This window comes from Clostridium sp. (assembly GCF_050717535.1).
In the GTDB taxonomy this organism is placed as follows: domain Bacteria; phylum Bacillota; class Clostridia; order Clostridiales; family Clostridiaceae; genus Clostridium_AD.
In genome coordinates this window covers 1-21,881 of sequence record NZ_JBOITM010000026.1, presented here as the reverse complement: position 1 = coordinate 21,881, position 21,881 = coordinate 1, and the positions used below count along the sequence as shown (strand labels likewise).

The 21,881-nt window shown below is 31.6% G+C and carries 18 protein-coding genes, 3 tRNA genes, 1 pseudogene and 1 other annotated feature; all 22 genes and pseudogenes read left to right on the top strand.

Annotation, left to right across the window (positions count from 1 at the left end; genetic code table 11):
* Nucleotides 1-49 precede the first annotated feature (49 nt).
* The 22 genes and pseudogenes from ACREVU_RS04720 (at nt 50) to murD (ending at nt 21,304) form a co-directional block, all read left to right on the top strand.
* Nucleotides 50-125: transfer RNA gene (locus ACREVU_RS04720), tRNA-Met, on the top strand.
* Nucleotides 126-130: 5 nt separating this feature from the next.
* A tRNA-Met gene (locus ACREVU_RS04715) sits at nt 131-207 on the top strand.
* 321 nt (nt 208-528) lie between these two features.
* Nucleotides 529-2,919, top strand: a complete 2,391-nt coding sequence (spoIIE, locus tag ACREVU_RS04710) for a stage II sporulation protein E (protein WP_431550470.1) — start codon at nt 529-531, stop codon at nt 2,917-2,919.
* A 240-nt stretch (nt 2,920-3,159) separates the two neighbouring features.
* The gene (gene tilS / locus ACREVU_RS04705) at nt 3,160-4,554 is read left to right on the top strand and encodes a tRNA lysidine(34) synthetase TilS (RefSeq protein WP_431550469.1); all 1,395 of its coding nucleotides are present in this window, start codon (nt 3,160-3,162) and stop codon (nt 4,552-4,554) included.
* Between the two features lie 2 nt (nt 4,555-4,556).
* Nucleotides 4,557-5,093 carry a hypoxanthine phosphoribosyltransferase gene (hpt, locus tag ACREVU_RS04700; protein ID WP_431550468.1) on the top strand — a complete coding sequence of 179 codons (537 nt, stop codon included), beginning with the start codon at nt 4,557-4,559 and terminating at the stop codon, nt 5,091-5,093.
* Nucleotides 5,094-5,206: 113 nt separating this feature from the next.
* Entirely contained in the window at nt 5,207-7,045 is a 1,839-nt protein-coding gene (gene ftsH, locus ACREVU_RS04695; protein ID WP_431550467.1) for an ATP-dependent zinc metalloprotease FtsH, read from the top strand.
* A gap of 86 nt (nt 7,046-7,131) precedes the next feature.
* Nucleotides 7,132-7,311, top strand: coding sequence for a hypothetical protein (locus ACREVU_RS04690; RefSeq protein WP_431550466.1), 180 nt, complete (start codon nt 7,132-7,134; stop codon nt 7,309-7,311).
* 355 nt (nt 7,312-7,666) lie between these two features.
* A pseudogene (locus tag ACREVU_RS04685) lies at nt 7,667-7,945 on the top strand (formate--tetrahydrofolate ligase); the annotation flags it as partial.
* Between the two features lie 344 nt (nt 7,946-8,289).
* Nucleotides 8,290-9,780, top strand: a complete 1,491-nt coding sequence (locus tag ACREVU_RS04680; RefSeq protein ID WP_431550465.1) for an acyl-CoA carboxylase subunit beta — start codon at nt 8,290-8,292, stop codon at nt 9,778-9,780.
* 13 nt (nt 9,781-9,793) lie between these two features.
* Nucleotides 9,794-10,162, top strand: coding sequence for an OadG family protein (locus ACREVU_RS04675; RefSeq protein WP_431550464.1), 369 nt, complete (start codon nt 9,794-9,796; stop codon nt 10,160-10,162).
* Between the two features lie 23 nt (nt 10,163-10,185).
* Nucleotides 10,186-10,596 carry a biotin/lipoyl-containing protein gene (locus tag ACREVU_RS04670; protein WP_431550463.1) on the top strand — a complete coding sequence of 137 codons (411 nt, stop codon included), beginning with the start codon at nt 10,186-10,188 and terminating at the stop codon, nt 10,594-10,596.
* A gap of 20 nt (nt 10,597-10,616) precedes the next feature.
* A complete protein-coding gene (locus ACREVU_RS04665; RefSeq protein WP_431550462.1) occupies nt 10,617-11,756 on the top strand; it encodes a sodium ion-translocating decarboxylase subunit beta in 1,140 nt (379 codons plus the stop codon).
* A 154-nt stretch (nt 11,757-11,910) separates the two neighbouring features.
* Nucleotides 11,911-12,087, top strand: coding sequence for a hypothetical protein (locus tag ACREVU_RS04660; protein WP_431550461.1), 177 nt, complete (start codon nt 11,911-11,913; stop codon nt 12,085-12,087).
* 7 nt (nt 12,088-12,094) lie between these two features.
* A complete protein-coding gene (locus ACREVU_RS04655; protein WP_431550460.1) occupies nt 12,095-12,292 on the top strand; it encodes a hypothetical protein in 198 nt (65 codons plus the stop codon).
* Between the two features lie 214 nt (nt 12,293-12,506).
* A complete protein-coding gene (locus tag ACREVU_RS04650) occupies nt 12,507-13,286 on the top strand; it encodes a type III pantothenate kinase (protein ID WP_431550459.1) in 780 nt (259 codons plus the stop codon).
* Nucleotides 13,287-13,294: 8 nt separating this feature from the next.
* A complete protein-coding gene (gene dusB, locus ACREVU_RS04645) occupies nt 13,295-14,272 on the top strand; it encodes a tRNA dihydrouridine synthase DusB (RefSeq protein WP_431550458.1) in 978 nt (325 codons plus the stop codon).
* Nucleotides 14,273-14,350: 78 nt separating this feature from the next.
* Nucleotides 14,351-15,169, top strand: coding sequence for a Rossmann-fold NAD(P)-binding domain-containing protein (locus ACREVU_RS04640; protein ID WP_431550457.1), 819 nt, complete (start codon nt 14,351-14,353; stop codon nt 15,167-15,169).
* A gap of 269 nt (nt 15,170-15,438) precedes the next feature.
* Nucleotides 15,439-15,921: a transcription elongation factor GreA gene (gene greA / locus ACREVU_RS04635; protein ID WP_431550456.1), complete on the top strand. Its 483-nt coding sequence runs from the start codon at nt 15,439-15,441 to the stop codon at nt 15,919-15,921.
* Nucleotides 15,922-16,073: 152 nt separating this feature from the next.
* Nucleotides 16,074-17,591: a lysine--tRNA ligase gene (lysS, locus tag ACREVU_RS04630; RefSeq protein ID WP_431550455.1), complete on the top strand. Its 1,518-nt coding sequence runs from the start codon at nt 16,074-16,076 to the stop codon at nt 17,589-17,591.
* A 163-nt stretch (nt 17,592-17,754) separates the two neighbouring features.
* Nucleotides 17,755-17,829: transfer RNA gene (locus tag ACREVU_RS04625), tRNA-Asn, on the top strand.
* Between the two features lie 141 nt (nt 17,830-17,970).
* Nucleotides 17,971-18,136: a binding site (T-box leader), on the top strand.
* A gap of 43 nt (nt 18,137-18,179) precedes the next feature.
* On the top strand, nt 18,180-19,580 hold the full coding sequence (locus tag ACREVU_RS04620) for a glycine--tRNA ligase (protein WP_431550454.1): 1,401 nt from the start codon (nt 18,180-18,182) through the stop codon (nt 19,578-19,580).
* Between the two features lie 347 nt (nt 19,581-19,927).
* Nucleotides 19,928-21,304, top strand: coding sequence for a UDP-N-acetylmuramoyl-L-alanine--D-glutamate ligase (gene murD / locus ACREVU_RS04615; protein WP_431550453.1), 1,377 nt, complete (start codon nt 19,928-19,930; stop codon nt 21,302-21,304).
* The last annotated feature ends 577 nt before the right edge of the window (nt 21,305-21,881 follow it).

The window sequence follows — 21,881 nt, the reverse complement described above, 5'->3', positions numbered from 1 at the left end:
GGTGGTTAAACACCGTACCGGTTCGATTCCGGTCTTCAGCACCAAATATCGCGGGATGGAGCAGTTGGTAGCTCGTCGGGCTCATAACCCGAAGGTCGCAGGTTCAAGTCCTGCTCCCGCAACCAAATATGGCGGAATAGCTCAGCTGGCTAGAGCATTCGGTTCATACCCGAAGGGTCGTAGGTTCAAGTCCTATTTCCGCTACCATAACTCCTAAGGAAACTTATGAGTTATTTTTTTATTTATTTTTAAGCTATAAAATTACAACTATAATATATATAAAACATATAAGTATATTTTTCTTGAATATATAATTGCATTAAGTGACATGCTTCATTTAATATTTTAAAACCTGCTATATAAATATGGTAGGTTTTTTTATATTATAGGAGATTGTAAAATCTAATTTAAAAAATATACAAATTAATGTCTCACGAAAAACATATAAACACCTCATCTTATGACATTTATTTCCAAATGTAATTGTTATAATAAAGCTCTAAATAACAAAGGTGGGTGATTTGTAATATGCAATATGGCATTGATATTTTTCCATACGAAAGACTTAGAAAGATGAAAGAGGAAGTACAAAAGAAAAATGCATTAAATGTTAATATGATTATTAGGGGGATAGTTTATTTCACCGTAAGTTTATTAATAAGCAGGGTTCTGCTACTTAACAAAACTGCACCCTTTGGTATAGCTTTTTTAATAGCCACAATATTTATTAACAAGAAGAAGATTTCAATAATCACAGCCAGTGGTACATTTTTAGGTTATCTTACTTTATACAAAACTATAAATAATTTGCCATCATATTTAATAATAATAGTTACCATTGCTGCTATTAGTAATATTTCTAAAAAGATAGAAGTGAAAACTAGAGCTTTGGCTTATATGTTTGCTATTATTATATTAGAATTTTTTGCTTATAATTTTTTTGTGGTTAGGCTAAGCGGATTAATGGCTTCTTTAAATACACTTTTTCTTGTTTTATGTATCTTCCCTTTATATTTTATTCTGGATTATAGTCTTTTATGCTTTAAGGAAATAAAAACAAAGCATATATTTTCAAATGAAGAAATAATAAGTATGTCAATTATAAGTTCTTTAGTTATTGCAGGTACCTGGGGTATCAGTATTTTTAGTGTATCCATTATAAATATTGCAGGTCTAGCTTTTGTTATAATAATAGCCTATATTAATGGAAGTGGTGCTGGGGCTGCGTCAGGAGTTGCAATGGGTATTATTGTAGGTATGTCTTCCCCCAATATGATTATATTTATAGGAATGTATGGTATTTGTGGTTTAATAACTGGAATTTTTAAAGAAACTGGAAAGTGGCTAAGTGTAGCATCTTATTTAGTAGCTTTTTCAATAATAAAAATATATTGCATTACAACATCTGAGTTTATGATATTTGAAGCATTGCTAGCTGCAACAATATTTTTGCTAATACCACTAAAGGCTTATGAAGAATTATCATTAGAGTTTAATTCAGATAAGAAAAAGCAAAATATAGATCAAGGATATATAAACAAAATTAAAGATACATTTGTAGGACGGTTAAATAATTTTTCCGATGTACTTACTAACATGTCAGAGATATTAAATAATTTAGTAGATAATGATAAGCTGGCGATGAAGGGCAAAAGTAGTGCTTTGGTTGAAAATCTTGCAGATAGAGTATGTAGTAATTGTACTATGAAGTCAATGTGTTGGAAAAGAGAATTACATTATACATATGCGGCATTCGAAGAACTAATCCGAAATTTTGAAAGAAAGAGTGATAGTGTACCAGAAGAGATTGAAAGAAAATGTATAAGGAGAACTGCGCTACTTAAAAACACAGAAGACATTGTTAATAAGCATATTATAAATGAGATGTGGAGAACAAGGCTTAGTGAGGGCAGAGAGCTTTTAGCAAATCAGATTAGCAATATGGCAGATTCAGTAGGAGAAATTGTTGAAGATTTTAATTCTGAAATTCAAATAGACACACCTATGGAGAAGCTTATATGTAGAGCCTTAGATAAGAATAGAATTAAGTACAATGATCTAATGTGTTTGAATGATAAGATGGGGAGACTTAGCATTAAATTTTCACTGAACGCTTGTGGCGGAACACAAATGTGCGTAAAGGACTTATTGCCTATTATAAATGGTGTTACAGGTAAGGCTATGTGTGTTAGCGATGAAGGGTGCAGCATAGATGCAAAGACAAATACGTGTAAGGTAACAATTGAAGAAACACCTAAGTTTCATGTGGCATCTAATGTAGCCAGGCAGTGTAAGGATGGAGAAAAGTTTAATGGAGATAGCTATAGCTTTGGAAAGCTGGCTGACGGAAGTTATATGTCGATTATTAGCGATGGTATGGGTTCTGGTCCTCAGGCAGGCAGAGAGAGTGAAGCTGCTGTTGAATTAATAGAAAAATTTACAGCTGCAGGGTTTAGTAAAATAACAGCTATTAATACTGTGAACTCAATAATGACATTGAGATTTTCCGAGGAAGAAAAATTTTCAACTATTGATTTAAATAGTATAGATTTATACACTGGGGAAATTGATTTTATGAAAGTTGGGGCTGTTGCAACCTTTTTAAAGTCTGGTGATAGGTTAGAAATAATAAAATCTAAATCTCTTCCTATTGGTGTTTTAGATAAGGCTGATATAGACATACAAAAAACAAAATTAAAAAATGGTGATGTTATAGTTATGCTCAGTGATGGAGTAATGGATTATGATGATGAAAATGTAGGGAGGGTAGATTGGATAGTTGATTATTTAGGTAAAAATAATTGTAATAATCCCAAGGAACTAGCTGATGGGTTGTTATCAGAAGCAAGAAAATTAAGTGGCAACAGAGTAAAAGACGATATGACTATTCTTGTTTCAAAGATATACAGCTTATATTAAAAATATTTTACAAGAAAAAGCCATATATTCTATAATCAATATAAAACATCAAATATGTAAGAGGAGATCAAAAAATGAAGAGTGTATTTATAGGATGTAGAACCTGTTATATATTCTTCGTTTTTCTGTTTTTATAGAATGTTTTAAAAAAACCAAAAAAATATATTTTTATATTATATGGTAATATGATATAGTAATATTGGAATAAAAGTATATAGACATGAAAAATAAATTTGGGAAGTGAAAATTTTGTCTGAAGTGGTTATGGATTTTATAAAAAAGAATTCAATGTTTAATAATGGAGATAAGGTTATTGTTGCATTTTCTGGTGGACCGGACTCCACATGTTTGCTCTATATTTTAAATGAATTAAAGGAGAAACTTGGGATTTCAATTGTGGGGGCACATTTAAACCATTGTCTTAGAGGCTTAGAATCTGATAAAGATGAGGAGTATGCAAGAAAAATTTGTAAGAACTTGAATATTGATTTTTATAGTAGAAAAGTTAATATACATAGAATATCAAAAGAAAAGAATATATCTTGTGAAATGGCAGGACGAGAAATAAGATATGAATTTTTCAAGGAACTTATAACTGAATTAAATGCGAATAAAGTTGCATTAGCACATAATGCTAATGATCAAGCTGAAACTATTTTAATGAGGATAATGAGAGGGACTGGTATAGAGGGAATGATTGGTATAAAGCCTGTTCGGGATAAAATATATGTAAGACCCATACTTCATCTTAGCAGAGTGGAAATAGAAAAATATTGTGAGATAAATAACATCATTCCAAGAATAGATAAATCAAATTTAGAAAAAGTTTATGCAAGAAATAAAGTTAGGTTAGATTTAATTCCGTATATGGAGGAAAACTTTAATACAGACATAATTAATACATTAAATCGATTATCGGATGTTCTAAAAGTGGATAATGATTATTTGGAAAATATTTCTGCTGGAAAATATAAAAAACATTGTGTCATAGATGAGCAAGTGGTTATAATAAATAAAAATGCTTTTTTGGAGCATGATTCAATTATAAGTAGAATTATTAGGAGCGCACTGCTTCAAGTGAATCACAATTTATACAATTTTGAGAAAATTCATATATCTAACATCATAGAACTTCAAAAACATAATACTGGTAAAACTATAATGCTTCCTCAAAATATAATAGTTGAAAATTGTTATGGGAATATACATATACGTTTAAATACGAAGGTTACTGAAATTAATGATAAGCAATATCATCTAAATGTTAATGATAAGAATATTATTCATTCTTTAAACAAAGTAGTAAAAATTGATATTATACCCAGAGCACAATTTGTAGAAGTAAAAAGAAATAATTTTATTGTGTATTTTGATTATGATAAAATTCAGGAGCCAATAACACTTAGGTATAGAAAGCAGGGAGATAGATTTATACCTCTAGGAATGAAGGGTAATAAAAAAATTAAAGATTTCTTTATGGATTTAAAAATACAAAAGGACAAAAGAGATGAAATACCTTTGATATGTTTTGGTGATGATATAGGTTGGGTGGTTGGATATAGGATTAGCGAAAAATTCAAGGTTTCAAAGGATACTAGAAATATAATGCAGATTAAAATTGAAAGCGAGGAATAAGAATGAACAATGATATTAAAGAGGTATTGTACAATCAAGATGAATTAAGAGATAAGGTTAGGCAAATGGGTGCAAGAATAAGTAATGATTATTTGGGAAAAGAGCTTATACTTATTGGCATTTTAAAAGGTTCAGTTATATTTATGTCGGATTTACTAAAAGAAATCACAATTCCATGTAAAATGGATTTTATGGCAGTTTCCAGCTATGGGAGTTCAACTACAACTTCAGGAGTTGTAAAAATCTTAAAGGACTTAGACTTTGAAATTGAAGGAAAGGATGTTTTAATTGTAGAGGATATTATAGATTCTGGAGTTACACTTAAATATCTAATGAAATGTCTATCAGCACGAAATCCTTGTAGTTTAGAAATTATATGTTTACTTAATAAACCAGAAAGAAGAAAGGTAGATATAGACGTTAAGTATTTAGGCTATGATGTACCAGATCATTTTCTTGTAGGATATGGGTTAGATTTTGCAGAAAAATATAGGAATTTGCCATACATAGGAATACTCAAGGAAGAAATTTACAAATAAATATGTACAAAACATATATATTATTAATTAATAATTAATATATATTTTATTGTCAAGTGATTTTTAATGTGATAAAATTTTATGGTAAATAAAAAAAGAGAGGGGGGTTTTTAATGAAAAAAATTTCTAGTGCATCAGTATGGCTAGTAGTGCTTGTGCTTGTGATTTTTGCATCACTAGCCTTACTTGAAAATAATAAAGATGCTAGTACAATTAGTGTCGATAAATTTCAGGAACATTGGGTTAAAAAAGAAATTAAGAGTGTTCAAGTAAGAGAAGATAAGACAGTAGCAGGAGAATTAAATAACGGAACTGAATATGAAACTATAATTCCATTAGAAAGATTAATGCAAATTATGGATAAAGATCCAAATATAAATGTAAAAGAAGTATACGTAAAGCCAGCTAGCATGCCAATGTGGTTGCAAATAGTACCTACACTCCTTATAATTTTAATGCTTGTAGCATTTTGGTTTATGTATATGCAGCAATCTCAAGGTGGCGGCGGTGGCGGTGGTAATAGAGGTGTAATGAATTTTGGGAAAAGTAAAGCTAAAATTGCATCGCCAGATAAGAAAAAAGTTACATTTGATGATGTAGCAGGAGAAGATGAAGAAAAGGAAGAGCTTGCAGAAGTTGTAGATTTCTTAAAACAACCCAAAAGATATCTAGAAGCTGGGGCGAGAATTCCAAAAGGTATTCTTCTTGTAGGACCACCAGGTACAGGTAAAACTTTACTAGCAAGGGCTGTATCAGGAGAGGCAGGAGTTCCATTCTATAGTATTTCAGGTTCTGAATTTGTAGAGATGTTCGTAGGTGTTGGAGCTTCAAGAGTAAGAGATCTATTTGAACAAGCGAAGAAAAGCGCACCTTGTATAATATTTATTGATGAAATTGATGCAGTAGGTAGACAAAGAGGTGCAGGCCTTGGTGGCGGACATGACGAAAGAGAACAAACTCTAAATCAACTATTAGTTGAAATGGATGGATTTGGTGTAAATGAAGGCATAATCATGATAGCTGCTACCAATAGACCAGATATACTTGATCCAGCTCTTTTAAGACCGGGTAGATTTGATAGACATATTTTAGTTGGTGCACCTGATGTTAAGGGAAGGGAAGAAATCCTAGTTGTACATTCTAAAGGTAAACATTTAGCAGAAGAAGTAAATCTTCAAGTATTAGCAAAAAGGACACCGGGCTTTACTGGTGCGGATTTAGAGAATCTAATGAATGAAGCTGCACTACTTTCAGTAAGGAGTAGTAAAAAGGTTATTGGAATGTTAGAACTTGATGAAGCAGTAACTAGAGTTATTGCAGGTCCTGAAAAGAAGAGCAAAGTTATAAGTGAAAAAGATAGAAAATTAACAGCATATCATGAAGCTGGGCATGCTGTAGTAATGAAATATTCTCCACTTTCAGATCCGATTCATCAAATAAGTATTATACCAAGAGGTATGGCAGGTGGATACACAATGCATCTACCAGAAGAAGATACAGCGTATACTTCTAAACTAAAACTTAAAGATGAAATGGTTGGACTTCTTGGAGGTAGAGTTGCAGAAAAATTAATACTTGAAGATATTAGTACTGGTGCTAAGAACGATATTGATAGAGCATCAGCCATTGCAAGAAAAATGATTATGGAATATGGTATGAGTGATGAACTAGGACCAATATCTTTTGGTAATGATCATAACGAAGTATTCCTAGGCAGAGATTTAGGCAAAAGTAGAAACTTTAGTGAACGGGTAGCTTACCAAATAGATTCAGAAGTTAAGGCTCTTATTGATGAAGCTTATGAAAAAGCTGAAAAAATCCTTGCTGAAAATATAAATAAACTACATGCAGTAGCTCAAGAACTACTATTAAAGGAAAAACTTGAAGGTGTAGAATTTGAGGAGATAATGGCTAGAACGGATACAGAGGGTATTGATTTATCAAAGAGTTAATGAATTCATAAGGTATACAGTAAATTAACTGTATGCCTTTTTGTATGTCCAGCATGTTCGCTGAGCCGATAGGCTGAAAGAAGCCTATGTCACCTAACCAACGGGAAGACAACCTGAAAGCAAGGGCGCTACTGGCAACGGTAGAATCTGAGGGAAGCAGCAGGGGAAATGTGGAACATAACAAAAGTAAACCGAAGATGGCTTATAAAGTGGGTAACCCTGCAAAATATGGGAAAGCCCCAAAGTTGGATAACTTTATAAGTTAAGACGGATGCGTTTGCATTTAGGCAGGCAAACCTATCTGGAGAAACCTGTATTATCCTATTTTAAAAGATAAGTTCAAACAAATGCGTACATAAGGGAGATGCGATGTAGTGCAGGTGGCAGATGAATCCATAGTAGTTATTAACTTCTAGCCAATAAAAACTGGTAACAGTATGGAGGGCAAAACTAAGAGGACATTATGCAGAAGCTATTATATGAGCAGTCATAATGGGGGGATGGGGAGAATATCAAAATTTAAAGGAATGTTTACAATAATATGTATACTAAAACATGGAGGGGATGAAATAATCAAAAAAGCTTTATTAAATCTTAAAGAAATATATTGAAAAATATTAGTTAAAACAATATGAAAATAAAAAAGATGGGAAGTTAATATTAGTTACGGCCATAAATCCAACTCCTGTAGGGAAAGGAAAATTTACGGTTATAATAGGGCGTGGACAAGCTTTATGTAAACAAGGCAAGAATACAGTGATAGCACTCAGGGAACCGTCTCTTGGACCAGTATTCGGTGTTAGAGGTGGAACTGCTGGTGGTGGCTATGCTAAAGTTGTACCATTGGAAGATATGAATCTACATTTTACAGTGGATATGCATGTAATAACTGCAGATAATATGGATATTCTTTAAGATGGTACTATATATGGTATATTTTAGTTTAATTTGAATTTCGATAAGGTTGCTATAGATTATATCTATAGCAACCTTATTTTTTTAATAAACAGAAAAATGAAATATTACTTGCAAAAATAAATATACAAAATTCATATCATATGTTACTATCATTGTGGGTGGAATTTTAACGACGTTTCATAGGGAGTGTCACCGACTTTTGTAAATGAATGTTTATACCATAATAAATAAAAAACTTCAGAAGGAGTTTAAATTCCCTTTTGAAGTCGTTAATATTGAAGCTTCGCAGAAGATGACTTAATGTTTTATAAATAGGAGGTATTGATATGGACAAGATAGATAATCTCATTAATGTTATAAAAGAATCTCACCAAGGTGGCGGAGATTCTAAAATAAGAATGCAACATAACTTACATAAATTGACTTCCAGAGAGAGAATACAATCTATTTTAGAGGATGGTTCATTTATTGAAATAGGTGCCTTAGTTGGGAAAAATGGTGCTGGAGTAATAACTGGATATGGAACTGTTCATGGGAAGTTAGTGTATATATATAGTCAAGATTATACTGTGGATGGAGGAGCTGTAAGCATTGCAAATAGTAATAAAATTTGTAACGTTATGGATATGGCAATTAAAATGGGGGCTCCATTAATACAGGTTTTAGATTCAGTGGGAGCTAAATTATCAGAGGGATTAGATATTTTAACTTGTTATGGGTCTATATTAAAGAGAAATGCTAGGCTCTCAGGAGTTGTTCCGCAAATAGCGGTAATTGCAGGTCCTTGTTTTGGAATTGCGGCATTAAGTGCAACAATGAGCGATTTTACAATAATGGTTAATAATACATCTGAACTTGGAATAAGTTCGGATAAAAAGATTACCCATGAAGAAGCACAATATGTAGATGCTAAAATGTATTCAAGTGCTAATAATTGTAGTGAAAATGGAAGCATTCAAATTGTTGTAGCAAATGATGCCGAAGCATCTAAGATAGTGAAAAAAATTCTTGAAATTATTCCATCTAACAATATAGAAAACCCTACTATTGATATAGAAACCACTAGTATAAATCATCCAAATAATAACTTGGATGAAATGGTAAATGATGAAGAGATAAACTCATATGAAGTAATGAATGCATTAGTTGATGAAGATAGTATAATAGAATTAAATAATAATTGGGAGTCTAATATTATAACTAGTTTAGCTAAAATAAATGGAATTACTGTTGGTATAATTGCGAGTGCGCAAAAGGAGAATACAAATATAAATATTAAGATTTCGGAAAAGGTTAGTAGGTTTGTTAAAATATGCGATTGCTATAATATTCCTATACTTAGCATAGTAGATACTGATGGATTCGAGGTTAGCTTAGTGGAAGAACAAAGTGGATTATCCACTTATGCTTCAAAAATGATATATTCATTAATTGAGGCAACAGTGCCAAAGGTTTCATTAATCATAGGGAAGGCCTATGGGGCAGGATATTTAGCCCTGGCAAGTAAGGAAGTGGCTTTTGATATCTCTTATGCATGGCCAACAGCTAAAATATCAGCAGTTCAGCCAGAAACCTTAATAAAAGTTTTGCATAGGGAGGAGATTATGCAGGCAGATAATCCTAAACTAAAGGAAAATGAAATAATACACAAATATATGGATGAGGTAACTAGTCCATACAGAGCGGCGGAAAAAGGTATCATTGATGATATTATTATGCCGTCAGAAACAAAACAGCGAATTTTTGCAAGTATAGACATGCTTTATAGCAAAAGAGAAATAAAGTACCCTAAAAAACATGGAAGTACATTAATATAGGGGGAGTAGATATATGGAATTTTCAGTTTTAGATGCATTAAGTACTACAGTAGTAGCCATGATCATTGTTTTTGCCTTGTTGATTTTATTGCAGTATATAATAAGACTTCAAAGTTTTATTATAAATTCCATAGCAAAGAAGAGTAGTGGTACTAAAGTAGATGCTATTGACGAGCAAGAAGAAGTGGAAGATGAAGAAGTGATAGATAAAGATGAAGAGGGAGAAACGCAACCATTATATGATTTAGAAGTAGTGGCTGTAATAACGGCGGCTTTATCTGCTTATCTAGATATACCGGGATCAAACCTAAGAATAAAGAGAATAAAAAGAGTGAATAGCAATTGGGGCCAGGGAATATCCTCAGTTGAAAATATTAATTAAAAGCACAGCTTGGAGGGGTAAAAATGAAAAAATACAATATAAAAGTTAATGGAATGTCATATGAAGTAGAAGTTGAAGAGGTTATAGGAGGATTTTCTAGTAGTCAGGAGGAAATGACAGTAACAAAGGCATCTCCCAAAGAAGTTGCTCCAGTAGCAAAGGTTTCACCAGAAAAAGTTGCTTCAGCACCAAAGGCTAAGGCGAAAAAAATAGTAAGCACCGGAGAAAAAATAGAATGTCCAATGCCAGGAAAGGTGCTTAAAGTAAATATTAATTCCGGGGATAGTGTTAAAAAAGGTCAAGTTATGTTTATATTAGAGGCCATGAAAATGGAGAATGAAATTATGGCACCACATGATGCAAAGGTTATAGAAGTAAGTGTAGTTAGTGGAGCAAATGTAAATACGGGAGATATTTTGGCAGTTATTCAGTAACAAGGGGAGAGGTAATATAAATGGATATCTTACAAGTATTAAAGGACCTTTGGCTTTCTTCTGGCTTTGTAAAATTAGATTTGCAGCATATTATAATGATAGGACTATCATGTGTATTGATGTATTTTGCTATACATAAAAAATATGAACCCTTACTCCTTTTACCCATAGCTTTTGGTATGCTATTAGTAAATTTACCAATGACTAATATTATGGGTGCACCAGTTGGAACTGAGCCAGGAGGACTTTTTTATTATTTATATAAAGGGGTAGAATTAGACATATATCCACCTCTAATATTCTTAGGGGTAGGTGCTATGACTGATTTTGGACCTCTACTAGCAAATCCATCCAGCATGCTTATGGGAGCGGGGGCACAATTTGGAGTATTCTTTGCATTTATGGCAGCAATAGTTATTGGGTTTACTCCACAGGAAGCGGCATCGATAGGTATTATAGGTGGAGCAGATGGGCCTACAGCAATCTTTATAACTAGTAAGCTAGCAAAACACCTATTAGGACCAATTGCGGTAGCGGCTTATTCATACATGGCTTTAGTACCTTTGATACAGCCACCTATAATGAAACTCTTAACTACAAAGGAAGAAAGAACTATTAAAATGGGACAATTAAGAAAAGTTAATCAAATTGAAAAAATCATTTTTCCAATAGTTGTTGCAATAGTAGTTATATTGATGCTTCCATCAGTAGCTTCACTAATAGGAATGCTAATGCTTGGAAATTTATTTAAAGAATCAGGGGTAGTTGGAAGACTATCAGATACAGCCCAAAATGCATTAATTAATATAATAACTATATTTTTAGGACTAACTGTTGGTGCTACTGCAAATGCAGAGGTATTTATAAGTTGGAAAACGGGAGGGATAGTTCTTATAGGTATGGTTGCATTTTGTATAAGTACTGCAGCGGGAGTTATAATAGGAAAGATTATGTGTAAGGTTACAAAGGGGAAAATCAATCCATTAATAGGATCAGCAGGAGTGTCAGCAGTACCTATGGCGGCTAGAGTATCACAGGTAGTGGGACAAAAGTACGATTCAAGTAATTTCTTGCTCATGAATGCTATGGGACCTAATGTAGCGGGTGTAATTGGAACTGCTGTTGCAGCTGGTATTCTTTTAACTATTTTTGGAAAATAGAAGGAAATTTATTTTATAAATTTATAAAACAAAACTCTTTATCTAATAATATATAGATAGGGGGTTTTATTTTTGAAAAAAACAAATAAATTGCTTATATAATTGAATATACCTTTTCTTTTGGAGAATAATATAGAAAAGGAGTTGGTATTTTATGAACAATAAACAATCCTCAATTCAAAGTTTAATCCAAAAGGAGAAAGAAATTGTAAATAAATACAGGGAGTTTGGAAGTGTTATTAGCAATGAAGAAGCAGTTATTCTATGTGAAGAGTTAACTAACAAACATAATTTACATATTTCGGTGCTTGAAAAATATTTGGAGAGGTAGTGTTAAAATGCAGAGTCTTAAAAATGCAGGCAATAAAATAGTAAAGCTAAGGGGCAATAATATTGTAAACAACGAAAAAAAATTAGTTGATATGTACACTAGTATTTTGAGCGATGCAAGAGAAGGCACAGTTAAATTAGACTTGTACGCACTGTTAAATGACCAGAAAGAAATATTAGGCGAGATCCAACATGAAGTAGAATAAAATATATAAATAAATTCTAGTTTTTGTAAACTTATTATCATGACAATCCTTCTTATAAAAAAAATACTTGACAAATATGGTCAAGTTGTTAGAATTAAATTGTTAAATTAAGAATAGTTAAACTTATATCATATAAACTATTCTTCTATTTTTAGCAATGAAAAAACATAAAGCAGCTTATAAGCTGCTTTATATTATATAGGCGGTGTATAAAGTGATTTTAGTTTTAGATGTTGGAAATACTAATACTGTTTTAGGAATTTTTAGAGAAAAAGAGTTGCTTGTAGAATGGAGGCTTTCTACTGATGCACAAAAAACTGCGGACGAGTATGGAATTCAAGTAATGCAGCTATTTTACCAGAGCAACATAAAAATTGAACATATTAAGGGTGTAATAATTTCTTCAGTTGTTCCTAATATTATGTATTCATTAGAACATATGATAAGAAAATATTTTAAACTTATACCTATAGTAGTAGGACCAGGAGTTAAGACTGGAATAAATGTAAAGTATGATAACCCTAAGGAAGTAGGTGCGGACAGGATTGTTAATGCTGTATCAGCTCATGAGATTTATAAAAGAGCTTTAATATTAATAGATTTTGGCACAGCTACAACCTTTTGTGCTATAAGTAAAGATGCTAATTATTTAGGGGGGACTATTTGCCCTGGTATAAAAATAGCTTCTGAAGCACTATTTGAAAGAGCAGCGAAACTGCCTAGAGTGGAGCTTATAAAACCAGAAACTGTTATAGGTAAAAATACAGTTTCAAGTATGCAGGCTGGAATAATATATGGATACATTGGTCAAGTAGATTATATTGTTAATAAAATGAAGTCCGAAATGATTGATATGGGAGAAGAAGAGCCATTTGTAGTGGCTACAGGAGGACTCTCAAAACTAATAAGTGATGATTCTTCTACTATTGATGAGTTCAATCCATATTTAACATTAGAAGGTCTTAGAATTATTTATGAGAAGAATAAGGAATAGGTGATTTAATGAAAATATCAAATGTCTACATTGAAAATGATGCTTTTTTAGCTCCTATGGCGGGAATAACGGATATTGCATTTAGAGGATTGTGCAAAGAATTGGGTTGCGGACTTTTGTATACTGAAATGGTAAGCGCTAAAGGATTATATTATGGTAGCAGCAATACAGAGGCTCTTATGAAAATTTCTGATTTAGAGCAACCTGTGGCTATTCAGATTTTTGGTAACGATCCTAAGATTATGGCTAGTGCTTGTGAAATTTTTAATACAAGGACTGATATATGCATGATTGATGTAAATATGGGGTGTCCTGTTCCTAAGATAGTAAAAAATGGTGAGGGATCGGCTTTAATGAAAGATCCAAAACTCGCGGCTAAAATAATAAAAGAAATGAAAAAAATCTCTACAAAGCCTGTAACTGTAAAGTTTAGAACTGGTTTTGATTCAAATAATATCAATGCTGTAGAATTTGCTAAATACATGGAAGATGCAGGAATAGATGCTATGGCAGTACATGGCAGAACTAGGGAGCAAATGTATGAAGGCAAGGCTGATTGGAATATTATAAGGGATGTAAAAGATAGTGTTAAAGTTCCTGTAATAGGAAATGGTGATATTTTTTGCGTAGAAGATGCTATAAGAATAAAGGAAATTACAAATTGCGATGCCATAATGATTGCAAGAGGGGCTAGGGGAAATCCCTGGATTTTCAGAGAAATTAAGCAGGCCCTAAGGGGTGAAGAGGTTATATATCCTACTCCGGTTGAAAAAATAGATATGTGTATAAGACATTTAGATTTAGCAGTTAAATATTATGAAGAAATTAAAGCGGTTAGAGAAATGAGAAAACATACGGCTTGGTATGTTAAAGGCCTTAACAATTGTGCTGAAATAAAGTCTAAAATTAATACTAAAGTTAGTTATGGTGAGGTAAAGAAGGTTCTTTTAGATTATAAAGAGTATCTGAAAATGGTACCTTCATAATTTTTAAATTGAAGTATGAATTTATGCAATTAATACTGAATAAGATAATAGTACATTAATTGATAAGGTGAATACTTTATGAAGCCGATTTTATGTGTAACTTCAAATATTGATAAATCCTATAATGAATTTGGGTTTTTAAGCAAGATTAAGGACAAAAGAAAGATAAAGTTAATAAGAAGTGAGTACATTAAAGAACTAGATGTTAAAGTGACTAGTGTAAAGTTTCCACCCAATCTTAATGAAAAAGCTTACTTAAATAACTTAGCTTATGCAAAAAAAATATGCAAAAGTAGAGAAGTACAATTATCAGTAAAAACACTAAGACCTCTTGATTATAATTATTTTAATTCATTTCAAAAACGATTTTTGGCTTTTAGTGTTATAAAAAGCATACAACTTATGCTTAGGATGAGAAGTATGAGTCTGAAAAATTGCTGCATTGTGGTATATGATGCTATAGATATGATAAATTTTAATATTATTGTAGAACTAGCCAGGCAAAGTAAATATATTGTGTTTTTGTCGCGAGATTTAACAAAAGCTAGAAAATTTGCGGATTATATCACTGCTAATTTTGGGGTATCGCCAATTGTTACAGATAATGAACTCTATGCTACTAAAATAGCTGATTTTATTATTTCATCTAAAAATTTTGAATTTAGTTCTGGAAAATTAGTATGGCTTATAGATAATAGAATGAAGGGAAACAATAATATTGTAACTGTAAATGATGTAAGTTACAATGCATCCTGGAACACTTTAAAAGTTGATTTTTCAATGGAACTTATAGGATCAATTTTATGCCAAATGCAAGAGCAAGATATTGAAAAAGCCCTTAAGTATAATGGTATATACTTGAAAGAAATAAAATTCAACAATAATGTAATATGTTAGTATTTTTATGTTTTAATATATTGACAATATTAAGGAGCTGACTTATAATGTGTTAATTGGTTACATGGATTGTTATTCTAATAATGAATTTAAGCCCCAATAATTCATTATTAGAATAACAATCCTATATTATATAAATTCGTTTAGCTCCCTATATTAAAAAAGATACTATTATGATGCGGGAGCAAGAGTTTGAATTTTATTATTTTGTAGCGGTTTTAAGAATAGTTACTAAATTATTTAATAAAAATTTAAAAGGGGAGAAAGAAATGAGTGAGCCAAAAAAACACGTAATGACCTATGAGGGGATAAGAAAATTAGAAGATGAATTAGAATTTCTTAAAACTGTAAAGAGAAAAGATATAACAGAAAAGATAAAAGTAGCGCTGGGGTATGGAGATTTAACTGAGAACTCAGAGTATGATGATGCTAAAAATGAACAAGCATTTGTAGAGGGAAGAATACTGCAATTAGAAAATATGCTTAGAAATGCAAGTGTTATAGATGAAAATGAAATTGAAAAAGACGTAGTATGTATAGGATCTATAGTTAAAGTTAAGGATTATGTATTTAATGAGGAAGTCCAATTTTTTATTGTTGGTTCAGCAGAAGCAGACCCAATGGATAATAGGATATCAGATGAATCACCAGTTGGAAGTGCACTTGTAGGTAAGAAAGCAGGAGCAATTATAGAAGTTACAGTTCCAGATGGCATTGGTAAATATGAAGTATTAGAAGTTAGCAGAGGTTAGTTTTATAAAGTATTTATTTTTTTATAGAGTATAAGGGTACCAAACAAGGTATAATTGTTAGGTGCCCTAAAGAAATATACGCACACAAACAATAGTGCAGACGAATAATTAGCAATTATTTTCTGTCCTAGAGAAAATCAGGAGGGATATTAATGTCAAACGAAGGAAAGAACGAAGAAAAGAGTTTACATGAGCTTGAATCTAAATATAATGAGCAGGTAACCATAAGAAGACGAAAATTAATTGCCTTGCAAGAAGAAGGTAAAGATCCATTTGATGTATATAAAGTTGAAAGAACTCATACATCACAACAGGTTAAGGATAATTATGAGCAGTTAGTAGGTACACAAGTTATTGTTGCAGGTAGACTTATGTCCAAAAGAGTTCATGGCAAGGCTGGTTTTTCAGATGTTCATGATAGATATGGTAAGATTCAATTATACATAAAAATAGATGATGTAGGCGAAGAAAAATTAAAAGAATACAAAAGTTTTGACATAGGTGATCTTTTAAGTGTAACAGGCACACCATTTGTTACCAAAACTGGTGAAATATCATTACATATAGTAGATTTTCAGCTTATAGCTAAGTCTTTAAAACCACTTCCAGAAAAATGGCATGGTTTAAAGGATCCAGATTTAAGATATAGACAAAGAGAAGTAGATATAATAATGAATCCAGAAGTAAAAGAGACCTTTATGAAGAGAATAGCAATAATTAGATATATAAGAGAATTCTTAGATAATAAAGGATTTTTAGAAGTTGAAACACCAATTTTATCTCCAATAGCAGGAGGAGCTGCAGCTAGACCATTCATGACTCATCATAATAGCCTAGACATTGATATGTATCTTAGAATTGCCACAGAGTTATATTTAAAAAGACTTATTGTTGCTGGTTTTGAAAAGGTATATGATATGGGTAAAAATTTTAGAAATGAAGGAATGGATGTAAGACACAGCCCAGAGTTTACAATGATAGAACTATATGAAGCTTATGCAGATTATAATGATATGATGGTAATAACGGAAAATTTGGTTGCCTATGTTTGTGAAAAAGTTAATGGAACTACAAAGATTAATTATCAAGGCACGGAAATAGACTTTGCACCACCATGGAGAAGAATTACTATGGTAGATGCAGTAAAAGAATATTCAGGTGTTGATTTTGCTCTGATTAATACTGATGAAGAAGCTAGAACAATAGCTAAAGAAAAACACTTAGAGTTTAAAAAGGAAATAAAGGATTGTTCAAAAGCAGATGTATTAAATGAGTTATTTGAACAATATGTAGAAGAAAATTTAATTCAGCCAACATTCTTATGTGATTATCCTGTAGAAATATCACCTCTTACTAAGAAAAAAAGAGGAAATTCAGAGTTTACAGAGAGATTTGAAGGGTTTGTATTTGGTCGTGAAATTTGTAATGCATACTCAGAGTTAAATGATCCAGTAGTTCAAAGAGAAAGATTTATGCAACAAGAAAAAGAAAGAGAATTAGGCGATGATGAAGCATATTTAATAGATGAAGAATTTATGAGTGCATTAGAAACAGGAATGCCTCCAACTGGTGGACTTGGTATAGGAATTGATAGAATAGTAATGTTCTTAACTGATGCTTATTCAATAAGAGATGTTATCCTATTCCCTACAATGAAACCAATTCAGTAATTCAAATAATAATGGTAAAAGGATATTTTAGTTAATCTAAAATATCCTTTTTAAAAAAACATTTATAAAATGAAAAAATGATAAAGTATAATAAAAAACGTAAAAACTATTGAATTTTTGATTGTATATGTTATACTGTTGTTGTAATTAGAAGTAATATTAATCCGCGATAGCTCAACGGTGGAGCGCTCGGCTGTTAACCGATAGGTTGAAGGTTCAAATCCTTTTCGCGGAGCCAGTTTTATTTATTTGAAGGTAATAACAGATAAAATACTAACTTTGTTGTTAGAATAATATTATTAGGCGGAATCAATGTTGACCTTATGTGTGATATTATTGACAATAAGATTAAGTTTGGTATAATATTAATACAATGAAATATTTCGCTATGATAAAGAAGAGTAGTAATAGTACTTTATAAGAGAGATTGTGCTTGGTGTAAACAATCAAAGTATTATTGTGAAAGGAACTTTGGAGTGTATAAAACTTAGAGCAGGGCTTGTGCCAATAAGGGTGGAACCGCGGAATTAATTTTCGTCCCTTAGGGTATAGTCTTTTTTTTATATTAAAAATTTAGGAGGTATTAATATGGCTTTTGAGAAAAGCATGGATAAGATCGTTGCATTATGCAAAAACAGAGGATTTGTATTCCCGGGATCTGATATATATGGAGGTCTTGCTAACTCGTGGGATTATGGTCCTCTAGGAGTTGAATTTAAAAACAATATTAAAAAAGCTTGGTGGAAAAAATTCGTTCAGGAAAGTCCATATAATGTTGGCGTAGATTGTGCTATACTTATGAATCCTGAAGTATGGGTTGCAACAGGACACGTTGGAGGATTTTCTGATCCGTTAATGGATTGTAAAGATTGTAAATCAAGATTTAGAGCAGATAAATTAGTAGAAGACCATATGACTAAACTTGGAGCAGAGGTAGCTACTGCTGATGGTTGGACAAATGAAGAATTAAAAGAATATATGGAAAAACAGGGAATAGTATGTCCTAAATGTGGGAAGAATAATTTTACTGATATTAGAAAATTTAATTTAATGTTTAAGACTTCCATGGGAATAACTGAAGAAGGAAAATCAGAAATATATTTAAGACCAGAAACGGCTCAAGGAATATTTGTGAACTTTAAAAATGTTCAAAGAGCTACAAGGAAAAAGATACCATTTGGTATAGGCCAAGTAGGAAAGGCTTTTAGAAATGAAATAACACCAGGAAACTTCATTTTTAGAACAAGAGAATTTGAGCAAATGGAATTAGAGTTTTTCTGTAAGCCAGGTACAGATTTAGAATGGTTTGCATATTGGAAAGAATATTGCGCTAATTTCTTATATAATTTGGGAATGAACAAAGAAAATATAAGATTTAGAGATCATGGCGTGGAGGAATTATCATTTTATAGTAATGCTACCTGTGATATAGAATTCTTGTTTCCTTTTGGATGGGGAGAATTATGGGGAGTTGCCGATAGAACTGACTATGACTTAAAGAAACATATGGAACATTCAGGTAATGACCTCAGTTATCTAGACCCTATTACTAATGAGAAATATGTACCTTATTGTATTGAACCATCACTTGGTGCAGATAGAGTTGTGCTTGCATTCTTAGCCGACGCATATGATGAAGAAGAAGTTAAAGGTGGTAAAGAGGGAGACTCTAGAACAGTGCTTCATTTACATCCAGCACTTGCACCATTTAAGGCAGCTGTTTTGCCACTTAGCAAAAAATTATCAGAAAAAGCTAATGAAGTTTTTGCTATGCTGGGCAAGAAGTTTAATGTAGACTACGATGAAGCTGGAAGTATAGGAAAGAGATATAGAAGAGAAGATGAAATAGGAACTCCATACTGTATAACTGTTGATTTTGATACTTTAGAAGACAATACTGTAACAATTAGGGACAGAGATACAATGGATCAAATAAGATTAAATATAAATGAGCTAGAAAAATTCATAGAAGAAAAATTAGAATTTTAAATTGTAATTGCTAGTTTGATTTAGAGGATAGCATATAGTATAAAATAAGGCTAGAATGGGCTTTATACTATATGCTATTTTTTTTAAAATTAAAATATTACATATAAATTAAAAATATCAATCATTGAAAAAAATAAAGTTCACTATAATATTTAACGACATTTCAGAAGGATGGACACTTAATATTATAAGCAAAAATATAAATATCCTTGAGAAGTTGTTAATATTGCAGTACCACAGGTAATGATTTAAGTGGTATAATTATTAAAAACAAAGCTCTAAAATTAATAATATAATATGAAATATATAAAAAGTACATGGAGGGCTATATGAAGATGGAGGGTTATATGAAGAAAGATTTTAGTGAGTTTAAAGAGTTCATAAAAGGTAAAAAGGTTGGAGTTGTAGGTATTGGAGTAAGCAATATTCCATTAATACATTTTTTAGTGAAGTTACAGGCCCGTGTTACGGCTTTTGATAGAAAATCTTATAGTTTGCTTGGGCAAGTAGCGACAGAATTTGAAAAAAATGGGGTAAAGCTGATATTAGGTGATAATTACTTAGATGATTTAACGGGGTTTGATGTTATTTTTAAAACACCATCTATAAGGATAGATAATCCTGCGCTACTAAAAGCAAAGGAAGATGGAACATATATAACATCAGAAATGGAAGAGTTCATAAAATATTGTCCTGCAAAGACTTTTGGGGTCACTGGTAGTGATGGGAAGACAACTACAACTACTATTATATACAATATATTAAAAAAAGAAGGATATAAAACTTGGGTTGGAGGAAATATAGGAACTCCACTTTTTGCGAATATTGAAGAAATAAGCAGTGATGATAAAGTAGTACTAGAACTTTCAAGTTTTCAGCTTATGACTATGAATGTTTCTACAGATGTGGCAGTAGTAACAAATTTAAGCCCAAATCATCTTGATATTCATAAAGACATGGAAGAATATATAGATGCAAAGAAGAACATATTTAAATATCAAAGTAAAGATGGTCTCATTGTACTTAATAGGGACAATGCATTGACTTATGAACTTAGGCAGCAGGCTAAGGGAAAAGTTAGGTGCTTTAGCTTAATAGAGAAGCTTGAAGATGGTGCACATTTTCAAAATAATGAATTATTTATTATGAATAAGTTAGTATGTAATCGTGATGAAATAAAACTAAAAGGAATGCATAATGTTGGAAATATGCTGACTGCTTTTTGTGCAGTTGAAGGAGAAGCATCGGTTGCAAGCATGAGAGAAGTGGCTACTACTTTTACGGGGGTGCCTCATAGGGGTGAATTTGTTAGGGAAGTAGATGGAGTTAAGTATTACAATGATTCTATAGCATCTAGTCCAACAAGGACTATAGCAAGTATTAAAGCCTTTGAAAAACCAGTTATATTAATTGCTGGGGGATATGATAAACAAATACCTTTTGGGCCACTAGCAGAAGAAGGTTACTTAAATATTAAAATACTAATACTCGTAGGTGCCACTAAATATAAAATAAAAGAAGTTTTTGAGTCTTTATTAAAAGAAAAGAAAATTTCTTTGGAAATTATATTAGCTGAAGATTTTAATGAAGCAATTTATAAGGCTAAAGAAGTTGCGAGGCCTGGCGATATAGTGACCTTGTCACCAGCATGTGCAAGTTTCGATATGTTTGAAAATTTTGAGGTAAGAGGTAATAAGTTTAAGGAAATAGTAATGGAATTATAGTGAATGTAATGATTAATAAGAACTTCGGTAAATAAACAATATTTTACTGAGGTTTTTATTAAGATTTTAATGTTCAACAAATGTTCCAAGTGTATCATTATAAGAGAAATGGAAGATATGAGAGCAATAACTACATATATGAAAATAAACTAAGAAAATGAATGATTATAAACAAAGATGAAGTTATACATATGATATTATATTAATTGTCGCTGAAACATGTAGTTAAAACTTAACTTTAAGTTTATAGCGATAGAGGAAAATTCATTATTAAATATTTAATTAAAATAGTTGACAATGAAGTAAAAAAGAATTATACTTATAAAAGTCGTCACATGATGACAAATGAAGTTGGTCTTTGAAAATTAAACAGAGAAATAGGTAAAATAACGAAATAACATTTCGTTAGACCAGTTAATTACTTTAGATAAACAAGTAAAATTTTAGTCGTAAGACTAAAAAATATGTAATGAGCTTGAGTAACAACTTAACAGTTGTCTCAGATTATTCATTTCAAATAAAAAGTGTAAACTTTTAAATTGAGAGTTTGATCCTGGCTCAGGACGAACGCTGGCGG

What these genes read in the sequence shown, in the direction of transcription:
- greA (WP_431550456.1), top strand. Translation starts at nt 15,439, where the DNA reads ATGAGTGAGCCAAAAAAACACGTAATGACCTATGAGGGGATAAGAAAA.
- lysS (WP_431550455.1), top strand. Translation starts at nt 16,074, where the DNA reads ATGTCAAACGAAGGAAAGAACGAAGAAAAGAGTTTACATGAGCTTGAA.
- hpt (WP_431550468.1), top strand. Translation starts at nt 4,557, where the DNA reads ATGAACAATGATATTAAAGAGGTATTGTACAATCAAGATGAATTAAGA.
- ACREVU_RS04670 (WP_431550463.1), top strand. Translation starts at nt 10,186, where the DNA reads ATGAAAAAATACAATATAAAAGTTAATGGAATGTCATATGAAGTAGAA.
- ACREVU_RS04675 (WP_431550464.1), top strand. Translation starts at nt 9,794, where the DNA reads ATGGAATTTTCAGTTTTAGATGCATTAAGTACTACAGTAGTAGCCATG.
- ACREVU_RS04655 (WP_431550460.1), top strand. Translation starts at nt 12,095, where the DNA reads ATGCAGAGTCTTAAAAATGCAGGCAATAAAATAGTAAAGCTAAGGGGC.
- murD (WP_431550453.1), top strand. Translation starts at nt 19,928, where the DNA reads ATGAAGAAAGATTTTAGTGAGTTTAAAGAGTTCATAAAAGGTAAAAAG.
- ACREVU_RS04620 (WP_431550454.1), top strand. Translation starts at nt 18,180, where the DNA reads ATGGCTTTTGAGAAAAGCATGGATAAGATCGTTGCATTATGCAAAAAC.
- ACREVU_RS04665 (WP_431550462.1), top strand. Translation starts at nt 10,617, where the DNA reads ATGGATATCTTACAAGTATTAAAGGACCTTTGGCTTTCTTCTGGCTTT.
- spoIIE (WP_431550470.1), top strand. Translation starts at nt 529, where the DNA reads ATGCAATATGGCATTGATATTTTTCCATACGAAAGACTTAGAAAGATG.
- dusB (WP_431550458.1), top strand. Translation starts at nt 13,295, where the DNA reads ATGAAAATATCAAATGTCTACATTGAAAATGATGCTTTTTTAGCTCCT.
- ACREVU_RS04690 (WP_431550466.1), top strand. Translation starts at nt 7,132, where the DNA reads ATGTCACCTAACCAACGGGAAGACAACCTGAAAGCAAGGGCGCTACTG.
- ACREVU_RS04680 (WP_431550465.1), top strand. Translation starts at nt 8,290, where the DNA reads ATGGACAAGATAGATAATCTCATTAATGTTATAAAAGAATCTCACCAA.
- ftsH (WP_431550467.1), top strand. Translation starts at nt 5,207, where the DNA reads ATGAAAAAAATTTCTAGTGCATCAGTATGGCTAGTAGTGCTTGTGCTT.
- ACREVU_RS04660 (WP_431550461.1), top strand. Translation starts at nt 11,911, where the DNA reads ATGAACAATAAACAATCCTCAATTCAAAGTTTAATCCAAAAGGAGAAA.
- ACREVU_RS04640 (WP_431550457.1), top strand. Translation starts at nt 14,351, where the DNA reads ATGAAGCCGATTTTATGTGTAACTTCAAATATTGATAAATCCTATAAT.